Origin of the sequence: Nonomuraea sp. NPDC003709 (assembly GCF_040610775.1) — a bacterium.
Lineage (GTDB): Bacteria > Actinomycetota > Actinomycetes > Streptosporangiales > Streptosporangiaceae > Nonomuraea > Nonomuraea angiospora_A.
In genome coordinates, this window is the sequence record NZ_JBEXMW010000052.1 from 23,856 (window position 1) to 36,841 (window position 12,986).

Sequence of the window (12,986 nt, forward strand, 5' to 3'; positions counted from 1 at the left end):
ATGCCGGGCATCGGGTACGAGAGCGTGGTCGTACGCAAGCTCCGCGTCGAGGACGCAGCGCAGTACCGGGCGTTCCGGCTGGAGGCGTTGCGGGCCGCCCCCACGGCGTTCACCTCTAGTTACGAGGAGGAGAACGCCAAGCCGCTGTCGGCGACGATCGAACGGCTGGCTGCCACGGGGCGGCCGGACGACGCGGTGGTCGGCGCGTACTATGCGGGCCGACTCATCGGTATCGCCGGCCTTTCCGTTCCCCTGCGGAGGCAGGAGCGCCACAAAGCGACATTGTTCGGCATGGCGGTCGCCCCGCACGCTAGCGGCTGTGGCATCGGCAAGGTCCTGGTCCGGCAGATCCTGCAGATCGCCGCGTCCGTCGACAGGCTGACCCAGGTCGGACTCACCGTGTCGGAAGGCAACCTTCCCGCCGAACGCCTCTACCGCTCATGCGGGTTCGAGGTGTGGGGACGCGAGCCCCGGGCTGTCATCATCGACGGCCGGCCCATCGCCAAACTGCACATGGTTCGCATGCTCGACCGGCCGCGCCCGGTATGACCTCCCCGTCTGCGCAGCAATCGCCAACTCGCACGTTACGCCTCCTGCCTCCCTCGGGGCCGGAACGCTCGCCGGCCATCGCCTCACTCACCACCGGGACTGAGCGGCGCCGCATCCGCGCCCACCCCCGACTCGGAAACGCCAGGCTCGTGGACGGAGTCTGACAAACGCCGAAGCACCACCGTTCCCGAGGCGTTCATGCCGGCGTCATCGCCAGCGAGCCGAAGGCCCCGCGGACGCTGTCGCCTGCCCTGATCTGCGGGCTCCACCACAGGGTGTTGACCATGAAGGTGCTGGGGCTCAGCACCGTCCACTCCATGCCGGACTGCTCGATCAGCCGCTCGACGGCGGCGTGCCAGCGGGCGACCGGGCTGGGCTGCTCCTCGGGCGCGACCCCGGGTAGTGCGCCGCCACCGGTCATGAAGACGACGTGGTGGACGCGGCGCTTGAGCGCGTCGACGATGGGGCGGGCGGGTTCGGCCGAGTGGAAGGGCCACATGAGGAACGCGGCCTCGACGTCGTCGAGGGCGCCGGGCGCCTCCAGATCCGGAGTGATCACCTCGACGCCCGTGGACCGCCCGGGTCGTCCGTAACTTCCTCAGCGACACCGACACCGGCACCGATATGACGAAGCTGACGTTCCTGATCCGCGACCGCGGCGGCCAGTTCACCGATGCCTTCGACGTGGTCTTCGCCGACGCAGGCCTACGCGTCCTCAAGAGCCCACCGCAGGCCCAGAAAGCGAACGCACACTAAAGACTCATCGGCACACTGCGCTGCGAACTCCTGGCAACATGCTCATCCTCAACGAGCAACACCTGAGCAGAACCCTCACCCGCTCCCTGCAGCACTACAACTCGGCCCGACCTCACCGCGGCATCGGACAGTTGTCCCCAGCGCAAGCCGAAACAGGACCGCCAACTCCCATCGACCTGGCCGATCAACGAGTTCACCGCAGAACCATCCTCGGCAGCCTCATCAACGAGTACCGGATCGCGAGCTGACCAGCCGACACCATCCCGAGAACTGGCAGGTCAGAGACCGCACTCTATTTGTGAACCCCACACGTCAAGACCGTGCTCGGCATGGCGGACGGCGTCCAGCCCGCCTCGCGGCACCTGCAGCCGGCGACGACCCTCAGCGTCTGCGACTCGACGGGGCCCGCCTCGTCGCACTGATACGCCCAGCGTTCCAGCTGGTCCAATTCGTGATGTTCGGCTGGCCGAAAAGGTCTTGTATCGGCAATCGTTATCGCTTACGTTGACGCTGCAAACGTAACCGATAACGATTGCAACTAGTGAGGGCTGCATGGCTGAGGGCGGCACGCTGGTAACGATGAGCGATGTCGCGCGATTAGCGGGCGTCTCGACGGCGACCGTGTCGCGGGTGGTCAACGGCCGCTACGGCGTCAGCGCGAGCACCATCGCACAGGTCCGCTCGGCCATCGAGCACCTCGGCTACGAGTCGAGCCTGGTGGCCACCAGCCTGCGGCGCAGCCGCACCAACGTCCTCGGCCTGGTGAGCCACAGCTTCCAGTCCTACACGGCCGAAGTGCTCAAGGGCGTGATGGAGGCGCTGACCCAGTCGGGCTTCGACCTGATCATCTACGCCAACAGCGACCTCTACGGAAGGTACTCCGAGGGCTGGGAGCGGCGGCATCTCGCCCGCCTGGCGGGCACGCTCACCGACGGCTGTATCGTGATCACGCCCTCGGGCGACATGCGGAGCAACACCCCGGTCGTGGCCATCGATCCGGCGCGGGACTCGACGGTGCCGTCGGTGACGGCGGACAACCTCGCGGGGGGCACCGCGGTTGTCGAGCATCTGCTCGCCCTGGGGCATCGGCGGATCGCATTCATCGCGGGCAGGTCCAATCTGGAGGCCGCATGGTTGCGCGAAGAGGGATACCGCAGAGCACTGGCCGCAGCCGGGGTGCCGGTAGACCCCACGTTGATCGCCAGGGGCGACTTCAACCCCGAGTCCGCGGTCCCGCTCGCACGGGCGCTGATGGACAGGGAGGACCGTCCGACGGCGATCTTCGCGGCGAGCGACGGGATGGCCCTGAAGGCCCTGGACGTCGCGAAGGAACTGGGGCTCAGCGTTCCCGGCGACCTGTCGCTGGCCGGGTTCGACAACATACCGGAGTCGGCGCTGAGCGATCCGGGGCTGACCACGGTGGACCAGTCGATGTACCGGCTCGGGTTCGAGGCCGCCCGCATGCTGAGGTCGCTGGTGAACGGTAACTGGGAGGGCCCACACCAGATAGTGCTTCCCATCCGCTTGGTGGTACGCGGCTCCACCGCGGCACCCAGAACGCCCTGAAAGCGGGGCGTCACACACAGTGTGATGCCCGGACACATCTGAACGCTCGAGCCACCGAGCGTTCAGACGCAAATCCCCTTACCCATGGAGGTACGTGCACACAGAAATCCGCAGCACATTCACCAATGAGTCAGGTCGGCCAGGCGGGTGCCATCCGCGGCCAACCATCAAGGGAGTTAAACATGCGTTCATTAGCCTATCACGGCAGCTCGCGGCCTATTGGCGTACGCCGATTCGCGGTGGCGATCGCCGCCGGAGCCATGCTGATCGCGGCGGTGCTGCTCGCGCCACGGCCGGCGGCGGCGGACACACCATGGCTCAGCGTCTCCGAGGACGGCTACGCGTCGTTCACCGTTCCGGTGGCCTCCGTCGAGGCAGCCGTGGGCCAGGTGTCCGGCGTCGTCATCGAGGGGAACTTCGGGCCCTCCTTCACCTGGGCGGAGTTCGGCCTTACCCGCCGGGGCACCGCCTTTTCCGGGGTCCTCGGCCCGCTCAAGCCGGGGCTGTACACCTACCAGGTCACGGGCGATGACACCAAGGGTCTCAAGGACCCGACGAACGGTACGAGCGTCGCGTCCAAGCCGCTCCTGAGCACCTTCTTCGTGGCGGGCGACTCGGTGCGCCTGCTCGCAGACGTGCCTCAAGGGCAGGGCGGCAAGGTCGAGACCCTCACCTACCGGACCAAGGGCCAGGAGCGGTCGGCGCTGGTGTGGTTGCCGCCGGCGTACTCGGGCAAGGGCCCCAACGCCTACCCGGTGTTGTTCCTGCAGTCCGCCACCGGTGTGAGCGCCACCGACTGGCTCGACCTCGGTCGCGCCAAGCAGATCCTCGACAACCTGTCGGCTCAGCGGTCCATGGAGCCGATGGTGGTCGTGATCAGCGACGGTGACGCGGCGGCCGGCGACAAGGAGCTCCAGAAGGCCGTCACGGAGCGCTACCGCGTGCACCGCGGTGCGGCGCACCAGGCGATCGCCGGGGTGGCCGAGGGCGGGACGCAGGCGCTACGTGCCGCACTGGCCCACCCGGCTCAGTTCGCCTACGCCGGCTCGTTCTCGGGTCTGCTGACGGGCGGCGTCGGCCGGCCGGACGCGCACGCGATCAAGCTGCTGCGCCTGTACACCGGGAATGTGACGGATCCCGCGTACAACGCGACCAACCGGCTGACGAAGGCGCTGGACCACGCCCGGATCACGTACGAGTTCGACGGGGTCAACCCCGACGCCGGGGCGAACTGGAACGCCTGGCAGGAGAACCTCATCGACTTCGTGCCGCGGCTGTTCCGCAAGGTGTCGGACCACGGCCCGAGCGCCGGTCACGGGCGGCTGAAGGGCGAGTTCAACCCGCCGGCCCCCGGCACCACGCCGACGCCGTTCGTGAGCGAGGACCGCTTCGTCACCTTCGAGACCACGACCGACTTCAAGGGCGCCCAACGTGTCAAGGTGTGGGCGAACTTGGCTCCCAACGGCAGCTGGCTGCGCGTCCGGCTGTCGCGCGAGGGCGACCGGTGGCGGGCGACCGTGGGTCCGCTCGACCCGTGGTTCTACTACTACCGGCTGATGGTGGACGGCGTCTCGGTCAAGGACGTGTCGAACCCGACGAAGGTGACCTCCGAGCCGACCTGGAGCACCTTCCTCGTCAACGGCGAGAGGTCGCGGCTGCTCTCCGACGTGCCCGCCGGCCAGGGCGGAAAGGTGGAGAGCCTGACGTACCGGAGCACCGTCGCGAACCAGGACCGGACCGCGCTGGTCTGGACCCCGCCGGGATACGACCCGAACCGCGCGGAGCCGTACCCCGTCTTCTACCTCCAGCACGGTAGCGGCCAGAGCTACACCGACTGGGTGGAGATGGGCCGCGCCAAGCAGATCCTCGACCACCGGTTCCTCGACGGGGACCTGGTGCCGATGGTGGTGGTGATGGGCAACGGCAACGTGTCCGACTTCACCAAGGAACTGCTGGAGAACATCGTTCCGGCGGCCCGTGCCCGGTACCACATCTCCAGCGACCCGTCGCGGCAGGCCCTCGCCGGCCTCTCGATGGGAGGTGGGCAGACGCTCACGCTGCTCAAGGCGCGCCCGGGTCAGTTCGCGTACGTCGCGGCGTTCTCGGCCGGGTTCGGCAGCGGCGCCGGCGTCGACGCGCAGGCGATCAACAACGGGACCAAGCTGTTGCGCCTGTACGTCGGCGACCAGACCGACTTCGTCTACCCGTCGTTCATGACGTCCCTGACCACGTTGAACAACCTCGGTATCCGCTACGAGTTCGACGGGGTCACCCCGGGGCCGCACGGCTGGGACGTGTGGCAGAAGAACCTCATCGACCTGGCACCGCGCCTGTTCAAGCGCTGACGGAAGCCCGGCCCGGGCGACATATCGCACCCGGGGTGATGTTAGCGCTCACAAGAGAATCGACACGAGGGCGGGGCACAGGTGGCGTCACCTGTTCCCCGTCCCGTTCGATCGCTCTCCTACAGCGATCCCCAAGGGAAACAAGCCAATGACGAAAAACAGGATCATCGCGGCGGCCCTGCTCGCCGCCACCTCCGCGCTCGCCGCCTGCTCCTCCGGCCAGCAGGCCGGCAGCACGAGCAACCCGAGCGGAAACGCCGTCGCCAGCAACTGCACGAACACGATCCCCAAGAAGAACCTGCCGGTCGTGACGATGTGGGGCTGGTACCCCAACATGCAACTCGTCGTCGACAACTTCAACAAGCAGAACGGTGAGGTGCAGGTCTGCTGGACCAACGTCGGCCAGGGCAGCGATGAGTACGACAAGTTCCAGACGGCCATCTCGGCGGGCACCGGGGCGCCCGACGTCATCATGATCGAGATGGACCGGATCCCGACCTTCCAGATCCAGAAGTCGCTCGTCGACATCAAGCAGTACGGTTATGACCGCGTCAAGGCCGACTACAGCGAGGGCGCGTGGAAGGACGTCTCCGTCGGTCAGGCGGTCTATGGCGTGCCGGTCGACGGTGGTCCGATGGCGATGATCTACCGGAAGGACCTCTTCGAGAAGTACGACATCAAGCCGCCGAAGACCTGGGACGAGTACGAGCAGGCCGCGCAGAAGATGAAGGACGCGGGCGGCCCGCACTTCGGCGACTTCGCCGCGAACGTCTCAGCCCTCACGATGGCACTGCAGATACAGAAGGGCGCGTCTCCGTTCGCCTACGACCCGGCGCAGCCAGAAAAGGTCGGCGTCAAGCTGAACGACCAGGGCTCCAAGGACGTGCTCGACTACTGGGCGCGCCTGGCGAAGAAGGGGCTGGTCGGGACACAGGACCAGTTCACCCCCGAGTACATCTCCGGCGTCATCAACGGTAAATACGCCACGTACATCTCGGCGGCGTGGGCGCCCGGCTACCTCACCGGTGCCGGTGTCGGCAAGGGCGAGGACACCGGCAAGTTCGCGGTGGCGCCGCTCCCGCAGTGGGATCCCGCCAACCCGGTGCAGGTGAACTGGGGCGGGTCTGCCTTCTCCGTGACGAGCCAGGCGAAGAACCCCGAACTCGCGGCGAAGGTGGCGTACAGCCTGTACGCCGACAAGGAGTCGCTCACCGACGGCTGGACCAACCAGATCATCTTCCCGCTGAACCTCAAGGCGCTCAACTCCCCCGAGTTCGTGAACCTGAAGGTGGCGTTCTTCGACGGCCAGCAGGCGAACAAGGAGGTCTACGTGCCCGCGGCGAACGCCTACAAGGGCATGACCTACAGCCCGTTCGGCCAGTACTACTTCGACGCCTTGACGAAGCAGGTCAGCGCGCTCATCGAGGGCTCTGTCACCGGTGCGCAGGCCGCCGACCGGCTGCAGGAAGACGTGGCGAAGTACGCCAAAGAGCAAGGTTTCACCGTTCAGTGACGAGCAGGGTGGGGCCGCGCCGTCTGAGGCCGGCCGGCCCGCCCGCTGTTTCCCCGCATCGACTTCCCGGAGCCCAAGATGTCCCTCCTGCTAGAAGAGGGTGTGTCCAGCACCCAAGAGAAGACACACAAGATCCGCGGTAAGGTGCGCCTCCGTGAGCATCTGATGGGGTGGCTCTTCGTCGGGCCATTCGGGATCGTCTTCCTGGCGTTGCTCATCGCGCCGCTCGGGTACGCGCTGTATCTGAGTCTTTTCCAGAAGAAGCTGATCGGCGGCACCAGCTTCGTCTTTCTCGACAACTACGTGAAGGCGTTCACCGACCCCAGCTTCCTCTCGGGGTCGTGGTTCGTCATCCGCTTCTCGCTGGTGTCCATCCCGCTGCAGATCATCGTCGCGCTCGCGATGGCGTTGATCCTGGACGCCGTGACCTCCCTGTTCACCCGCTTCTCGCGCCTCATGATCTTCCTTCCCTACGCGATTCCCACAGTCATCGGGGCGGTCATGTGGGGATTCCTGTACAGCAAGAGCTTCGGGCCGCTCACCGACGTCTTCGACTGGTTCGGCACCACGCCGCCTGATTTCCTGAGCACCAACCTGATCTTCTACGGCCTGGTCAACGTCGTCACCTGGCAGTGGGCCGGTTACTACATGATCATCCTGTACGCGGCGCTCCAGGGCATCGACCCGGCGCTCTACGAGGCCGCCCGCATGGACGGCGCCGGCAAGTGGCAGATCGCGCTGCGGATCAAGATCCCGTTGATCACCCCCGCGCTGGTCCTGATCCTGGTCTTCTCGCTCATCGGCACCTTGCAGTTCTTCAACGAACCGCAAATCCTGCGCTCCCTCGCGGCCGGCACGATCGGTCCTGACTTCACCCCCAACATGTACGCGTACCAGCAGGCGTTCGCACTCGCGAACTTCAACTACGGATCGGCGATCTCCTTCGCTCTCGGCGGGATCGTGTTCGTCGGCGTCTACGCCTTCCTGTTCTTCACTCGCAAGCGGAGGAGCTTTCTGTGATGAGTGACCGCTCCCTGGCGGGCGCCCGCCGCCGGCCGTCACGCCACCTCCCGCTGCAGGTGCTCCTCGGCTTTCTGGTCGTGTATTTCCTGGTGCCGTTCTGGTGGGTCATCGTGAACAGCTCCAAGGACGCCCCCGGACTGTTCGGGGGCGGCAACACCTTGTGGTTCGCCGACCACATCGACTATCTCGGCAACCTGCGGCAGTTGTTCACCTACGACAATGGCATCTACGGCAGGTGGATCCTCAACTCCACCCTGTACGCGATCGCGGGCGGGGTCGGGGCCACGGTTTTGTCCGTCATGGCCGGCTACGGATTCGCCAAATACCGCTTCGCCGCCAGGCGTTTCTCCTTCGCCCTCGTGCTCGGCGCGTTGATGGTGCCCGCGACGGCCTTGGTGATTCCTACCTTCATGATGTTCTCGCAACTGGGGTTGACCAACACGATCTGGGCGGTGATCCTGCCCTCATTGCTCAACCCGTTCGGCGTTTATCTGATGCACGTATATGCGCGTGACGCGGTCCCCGACGAGATCCTGGACGCGGCGCGGGCCGACGGGGCGGGGGAGATCCGGACGTTCGTCCAGGTCGCCTTTCCGCTGATGCGGCCGGCGGTGGTCACGGTGCTGCTCCTGTCCGCCGTGGCCTCCTGGAACAACTACTTCCTGCCCCTCGCCATGCTCTCCGACAACCGTCTCTTCCCCGTCACCGTCGGGCTCGGCATGTGGCAGGGCATCGCCTCGGCCAACAACGCGGGCAGCACGTCCCTCTGGAGCCTCATCATCCTGGGCGCGCTCGTGTCGGTCATCCCGCTCGTCATCGCCTTCTTCACGCTTCAGCGACACTGGCGCGGCGGCCTGTCCGTCGGCGGCCTGAGATAGGGCCTCAGAACAGGGATGGCTCGTAGACCAGGGGCCGGTGACCTGGGGTGCGGCACGAGTTCGAGGCGGAGCCCGGGCAGCCCGTCCGCGTGCAGCGGGCGGGCGGGCCCTGGATGAGGACATTCAAGCCGGGCAGCCGGTGCGGGTCGATGTTGGTGCACCTGGAGGACGACGGCCGCCCCTTGAGCAGAAGGACGTCCCGTCGGCGAGGTCGGCGTGGTCGGCGTGCAGTGACCGCAGGGTCACCGTGTGGGGCGCACCGCGTAGCCGACGGGGAGCAGCGTGTCGTCGAAGGTGGTCCGGCCCGAGCCGTGCTGGACGATTAGGCGCAGGTATTCCGCGCGGCCGAGGTCCTCGCGCTCCGGGCCGGTGGTGGCCACCGGGGTGACGGACTGCCATGGCGAGGGCCTGTGGGGTGCGGAAACTCGGCCGCCGTGGTTGACGTGGGGGTTCGTGGCTCGAGCATGATGAGGTCTTGGGCATCCTGCTGACGGTGTTGTGGTCTTCCCTCCCTCTCTTCCTCGGGCGTGTCTTTCAGTTCCTGGTCCTGCTGGGTCGCGGTGATCGGGCCAAGGCGGCTGAGATCGTGGTGCTTCGTCATCAGGTTGCCGTATTGCGCCGTCAGGTGAACCGGCCCGATCTCCAACCGGGGGGTCGGGTCGGGCTCGCGGCCTTGTCGCGGCTGATTCCTCGCCCGTCGTGGATGTCTTCTTCGTCACCCCGGCGACATTGCTGCGCCGGCACCGTGCCCTGGTGACGCGCCGGTGGACCTACCGGTCCAAGCGCCCGGGCCGTCCTTCTACCCGGTCATGAGCGTGGCCAGCGTCCGGGCCAGGCCCTTGTGGGCATCTATGTGGTCGACCATGCCGCGTAGGAAGGTCGCCAAGGCCTCCGCTGCGGGCAGCGTGGCCTGTAGCCGGCGGGCGCGATCGCTCAGCGCGGCGACTTCGCCGTGGTAGACCGCCTCGGCCAGTGCCTGCCGGGTGGGGAAGTGGCGGTACAGCGTGCCGGTGCCCACCCCGGCCAGGCGGGCGAAGTCGTCGAAGCGCAGGTCGAAGAAGTCGCCGGCGTCGAAGGCCTCTCGTGCTTTGGCGATCAGGACATCGCGGTTGCGTCGGCCCGCAGCGGCTTGTCGGCGGTCCTGCGCTACCTCGCGTTGACAAATAGAGATGACCTTGTACCGCTTCATAACTCGTCGGGTGGTACCTGATCTGCGGCTTTGACCTCCAGAGGCCACGCACGCAAGATCGCGGTCTGTGCTGGTTCGTCTGCTGTATCTGACCTTGATTCGAGTGTTTGGCTGGCTGGTGTTGCTGGGGCGTGGTCAGGCGTCCAAAGATGCCGAGATCATGGTGCTCCGGAATGAGGTTGCCGTGTTGAAACGGCCCAGTCCGGCCGAAGCCGGACCGGGCCGATCGAGCGGTCCTGGCGGCGTTGGCCCGTACCCCCACCGCACTGGCCGTCCCGGAACAAGCAAGGAGATCCAGGTCTGGTCCTCCGTCTGGCCCGCGAGAACCCCAGGTGGGGCTACGGGCGGATACATGGTGAGCTGGCTCGCCTCGGCTTGCAGGTTAGCGAAGCGACCGTGCGACGGATCCTGCGTTCACGCCGACACCGGCCGGCACCACGAAGCCACGACACCTCTTGGCGGACGTTTCTACGGCTGCCAGCGAAAGGACTGCTCGCCTGTGACTTCTTCCACATCGACACGATCTTCTTGAAACGCAACCTGCTTATGGACATCGGACACCGGGCCGCCTCGTTCCGGTTCCTCATCCGTGACCGGGATGCCAAATTCACCGCCGTCTTCGATGAGATCTTCGCCTGGGCTGGTGTCACGGTGATGAAGACACCGCCGCGGACACCCCGAGCCAACTGCTTCGCCGAACGCTGGATCCGCACCGTCCGAGCCGAATGCACCGACCGGATGCTGATCTACGACGAACGCCACCTGCGATCGGTCCTGAACGAGTACGCCGAGCACTACAACGCGCACCGTCCGCACCAGTCCTGCCAACAACGCCCACCCGATCAAGACGAGGACGTCGTGATGCCGATGGAAGGCCGGATTCAGCGCCGAAAGGTGCTCAGCGGAGCCATCAACGAGTACCACCGGGCCGCATGACAGACCCGACGAAACACCAGCTCAAACCACATGTACGAGTATTGAAGCGGTACAGCCACCACTGCCTCCGGGACGTCACCCAGCCGGGGAAATAGCCCATCCGGTTGAAGCACTTCAGCTGCACCATCAGTGCCAGCAGGTGGTTGTCCGACCGCACCTGCCCACTCGCCCACGCGATCTCCTCCGTCTGCGGCGTGTGGAACACGTGCAACTCCCGGGCCGACAGGAACCGCTTGAACCGCGGATACGGGGTCCGCTCGATCGACGTCACGCCACAACCCCAGACCCCCTGCCCTCACCAGCGCAAACCCGAGGGCCGCTCAGCCTATTGCCGGTTTCCGCCGTACCTTGGCCGCACCCCATCAGTGGCTGCGTCGACGAGGGTTTGGAAGGCGTTTGTCGATGAATTCGTGTTGACGTTGGCCGGGACGCGGTGCTGGGCCGACGTCACCAGTTCGGGAGGCACTTGGCGACAGCTCCCGGGGCAGAATGTCGATGACCTATGACGCCACCTGCGAGTTCTGGCCCCCGGCGGACCGCAAGCAAAAAGTTGAGGGGCTCCCGGTGACATCCGGCCTCGCCGCGACACCTATCGAGTAGGCAGTGCGGCCTCGTACTGCCCGATAGGAGGCGGAGTTTGAGCGACCAGACCGGCTTTACTGGCCTGTTCGAGGAACATTACGAGGAGGTGCTGCGATATGCGTGGCGGCGGGTTGGAGCGGCGGACGCACCGGACGTTGCTGCCGAAACGTTCCGCATTGCTTGGGAGAAATACGACCGGCTGCCCCACGACCAGCCCTTGCCCTGGCTCTACACCACGGCCCGCCACGTGGTTTCCAACCACATCAGGAGCGGCACACGGCGTGACGGCCTGGCCGCTTCACTGGCAGAGGGACTCCTCCGGCATGGAGCCGAGAGCGACCACGCGGCCATCGTGGCCGCCCGCCATGCCGCATTGGCGGCCCTCGACAACTTGAACGAGGACGATCGTGAACTCGTGCTCCTTCTGGCATGGGAAGGGCTGGATCTTCGCCAGTCGGCAAAGGCGGTCGGCTGCTCGTGGCCAACTGCCAGAATGCGGCTCCATCGTGCTCGAAAACGGCTACACCGACTGCTCACAGCCGATGGTCAGGCCACCGCTGCTCATAGCTATCTGGAGGGGCTCACGTGAAAAGCGACCTAGAGCAGCTCAAGGCTATGGTCGGAAAGTACGACCCGGCCAGGAACGTGGTAGCCGATTCACAGATGCGATCGGCGACCCTGGAGAGAATCATCGGCACAACTCCTCCCGCACGCGGTCCTGCGCGTCCAGGCCGCCGCTGGAGGCTGGTAACGGCGCTGAGCGTGTGCGCCGCAGCGGCCGCCATGACCATTGGGTTGCCGACGATCACCGGATCCGACGGTCCTCGCGCGAACGCGGTGGAGCGCGATGCGGACGGTTCCATCAACATCTACGTCAGAGAGTTCAAGGACGCCAAGGGATTGGAGCAGAAGCTACGGGCCCTCGGGGTGAACGCAGTGGTGGATTTCCTTCCCGCCAGCATGCACTGCGCCGAGCCCCGTGCCCGCTACGCGCCCCATGATCCGTATCTGATGACTTCTGAGCCCCCCCGCGACGGCTCGAGCGGATCCATGATGCGGCTCCGCCCGGATCGCATCAAGCCTGGCCAGACGTTGGTCTATGAGGTGGGTTACTCCACAGGCCCGGAGGCCCACTACAGCTTCGACCGTGCCCGGCTGGCCACGGGACCGGTGGCAGCCTGCCGCCTCGTGCCCGGTGGCGGATTTCGCGTTGAGCCCAGCTCTCAGGACTGAAAGGTCTCGCGCGAGGTTTGCGAGGTGCTGATCGGCCTACGGGCGGGTGGCCCCCGTGGCTGTGCAGGGAGGTGGAGGTCGGGCCGCTGCGCCTGGCCTCCCTGACGGGTTCGCGATCGGAACGCGCCTGAAGCCTGGCTTATGCTGCGGGCCTCTCTTTAAGCCAGGCGATAGTCACAGCCTGCACCTAGCCAGCATTTCCGCTACCCCATCGAGGCCGGGCTCCCTATCGGCCTGCTCGTCGCCATTCTTACTGAACGTGACCTGCGCCGGCACGCCGATTGATCATCCGCGCAAGATCACGAGTTCAGCAACACCCTCTAAAGGGTGTTGCAGAAATCTATGTGCAGGCAGGTCAGGACGATTTTCGGGCAATCGTGCTCATGCCGTGAGGGCGAGGTTGTGCATGTGTGCGA

At 66.1% G+C, this 12,986-nt stretch carries 15 protein-coding genes and 1 pseudogene; 12 read left to right on the plus strand and 4 right to left on the minus strand.

The genetic code is table 11. The features are described 5' to 3' along the window. On the plus strand, positions 1-549 hold the full coding sequence (locus ABZX61_RS63645) for a GNAT family N-acetyltransferase (protein ID WP_355212518.1): 549 nt from the start codon (positions 1-3) through the stop codon (positions 547-549). Between the two features lie 196 nt (positions 550-745). Here ABZX61_RS63645 and ABZX61_RS63650 read toward each other — a convergent pair whose 3' ends face one another. Further along, positions 746-1,108 carry an NAD(P)H-binding protein gene (locus ABZX61_RS63650; protein ID WP_355212521.1) on the minus strand — a complete coding sequence of 121 codons (363 nt, stop codon included), beginning with the start codon at positions 1,106-1,108 and terminating at the stop codon, positions 746-748. Positions 1,109-1,173: 65 nt separating this feature from the next. Here ABZX61_RS63650 and ABZX61_RS63655 point away from each other — a divergent pair, with 65 nt between their 5' ends. The 7 genes and pseudogenes from ABZX61_RS63655 (at position 1,174) to ABZX61_RS63685 (ending at position 8,630) form a co-directional block, all read left to right on the plus strand. Continuing rightward, a complete protein-coding gene (locus tag ABZX61_RS63655) occupies positions 1,174-1,305 on the plus strand; it encodes a hypothetical protein (protein ID WP_355212524.1) in 132 nt (43 codons plus the stop codon). Positions 1,306-1,316: 11 nt separating this feature from the next. Next, a pseudogene (locus ABZX61_RS63660) lies at positions 1,317-1,553 on the plus strand (hypothetical protein); the annotation flags it as partial. A 331-nt stretch (positions 1,554-1,884) separates the two neighbouring features. Next, the gene (locus tag ABZX61_RS63665) at positions 1,885-2,871 is read left to right on the plus strand and encodes a LacI family DNA-binding transcriptional regulator (protein WP_355212527.1); all 987 of its coding nucleotides are present in this window, start codon (positions 1,885-1,887) and stop codon (positions 2,869-2,871) included. Positions 2,872-3,053: 182 nt separating this feature from the next. Then, on the plus strand, positions 3,054-5,216 hold the full coding sequence (locus ABZX61_RS63670; RefSeq protein WP_355212530.1) for an alpha/beta hydrolase-fold protein: 2,163 nt from the start codon (positions 3,054-3,056) through the stop codon (positions 5,214-5,216). Between the two features lie 148 nt (positions 5,217-5,364). Next, complete coding sequence (locus ABZX61_RS63675; RefSeq protein ID WP_355212533.1) at positions 5,365-6,729, plus strand: extracellular solute-binding protein; 1,365 nt, start codon at positions 5,365-5,367, stop codon at positions 6,727-6,729. A 165-nt stretch (positions 6,730-6,894) separates the two neighbouring features. Continuing rightward, the gene (locus ABZX61_RS63680; protein ID WP_355212536.1) at positions 6,895-7,749 is read left to right on the plus strand and encodes a sugar ABC transporter permease; all 855 of its coding nucleotides are present in this window, start codon (positions 6,895-6,897) and stop codon (positions 7,747-7,749) included. After that, a complete protein-coding gene (locus ABZX61_RS63685) occupies positions 7,749-8,630 on the plus strand; it encodes a carbohydrate ABC transporter permease (protein ID WP_355212539.1) in 882 nt (293 codons plus the stop codon). The genes ABZX61_RS63680 and ABZX61_RS63685 overlap by 1 nt, the downstream gene beginning before the upstream one ends. Positions 8,631-8,872: 242 nt before the next feature. On the opposite strand, the gene ABZX61_RS63690 is transcribed toward ABZX61_RS63685, so the two are convergent. Beyond that, positions 8,873-9,010 (minus strand): hypothetical protein, encoded by a 138-nt coding sequence (locus tag ABZX61_RS63690; RefSeq protein WP_355212542.1) that lies wholly within the window; start codon positions 9,008-9,010, stop codon positions 8,873-8,875. A gap of 95 nt (positions 9,011-9,105) precedes the next feature. On the opposite strand from ABZX61_RS63690, the gene ABZX61_RS63695 reads away from it, so the two are divergent. Continuing rightward, a complete protein-coding gene (locus tag ABZX61_RS63695; protein ID WP_355212545.1) occupies positions 9,106-9,387 on the plus strand; it encodes a hypothetical protein in 282 nt (93 codons plus the stop codon). 42 nt (positions 9,388-9,429) lie between these two features. Here ABZX61_RS63695 and ABZX61_RS63700 read toward each other — a convergent pair whose 3' ends face one another. Further along, entirely contained in the window at positions 9,430-9,819 is a 390-nt protein-coding gene (locus ABZX61_RS63700) for a TetR family transcriptional regulator (RefSeq protein ID WP_355212548.1), read from the minus strand. Between the two features lie 396 nt (positions 9,820-10,215). Between ABZX61_RS63700 and ABZX61_RS63705 the strand changes: the two genes are divergently transcribed. Then, on the plus strand, positions 10,216-10,755 hold the full coding sequence (locus ABZX61_RS63705; RefSeq protein ID WP_355212551.1) for an integrase core domain-containing protein: 540 nt from the start codon (positions 10,216-10,218) through the stop codon (positions 10,753-10,755). Here ABZX61_RS63705 and ABZX61_RS63710 read toward each other — a convergent pair. After that, the gene (locus tag ABZX61_RS63710) at positions 10,730-11,026 is read right to left on the minus strand and encodes a DUF4158 domain-containing protein (RefSeq protein ID WP_355212554.1); all 297 of its coding nucleotides are present in this window, start codon (positions 11,024-11,026) and stop codon (positions 10,730-10,732) included. The genes ABZX61_RS63705 and ABZX61_RS63710 overlap by 26 nt on opposite strands. 366 nt (positions 11,027-11,392) lie before the next feature. On the opposite strand from ABZX61_RS63710, the gene ABZX61_RS63715 reads away from it, so the two are divergent. Both ABZX61_RS63715 and ABZX61_RS63720 read left to right on the plus strand, forming a co-directional pair. Further along, on the plus strand, positions 11,393-11,926 hold the full coding sequence (locus tag ABZX61_RS63715; RefSeq protein WP_355212557.1) for a sigma-70 family RNA polymerase sigma factor: 534 nt from the start codon (positions 11,393-11,395) through the stop codon (positions 11,924-11,926). Next, complete coding sequence (locus ABZX61_RS63720) at positions 11,923-12,570, plus strand: hypothetical protein (protein ID WP_355212560.1); 648 nt, start codon at positions 11,923-11,925, stop codon at positions 12,568-12,570. Before ABZX61_RS63715 ends, ABZX61_RS63720 begins: the two co-directional genes overlap by 4 nt. Positions 12,571-12,986 lie beyond the last annotated feature (416 nt).

Bases quoted from the DNA above. Each gene is read 5' to 3' on its own strand.
- ABZX61_RS63670 (WP_355212530.1), top strand. From the start codon at position 3,054: ATGCGTTCATTAGCCTATCACGGCAGCTCGCGGCCTATTGGCGTACGC.
- ABZX61_RS63665 (WP_355212527.1), top strand. From the start codon at position 1,885: ATGAGCGATGTCGCGCGATTAGCGGGCGTCTCGACGGCGACCGTGTCG.
- ABZX61_RS63675 (WP_355212533.1), top strand. From the start codon at position 5,365: ATGACGAAAAACAGGATCATCGCGGCGGCCCTGCTCGCCGCCACCTCC.
- ABZX61_RS63645 (WP_355212518.1), top strand. From the start codon at position 1: ATGCCGGGCATCGGGTACGAGAGCGTGGTCGTACGCAAGCTCCGCGTC.
- ABZX61_RS63655 (WP_355212524.1), top strand. From the start codon at position 1,174: ATGACGAAGCTGACGTTCCTGATCCGCGACCGCGGCGGCCAGTTCACC.
- ABZX61_RS63680 (WP_355212536.1), top strand. From the start codon at position 6,895: ATGGGGTGGCTCTTCGTCGGGCCATTCGGGATCGTCTTCCTGGCGTTG.
- ABZX61_RS63700 (WP_355212548.1), bottom strand. From the start codon at position 9,819: ATGAAGCGGTACAAGGTCATCTCTATTTGTCAACGCGAGGTAGCGCAG.
- ABZX61_RS63685 (WP_355212539.1), top strand. From the start codon at position 7,749: ATGAGTGACCGCTCCCTGGCGGGCGCCCGCCGCCGGCCGTCACGCCAC.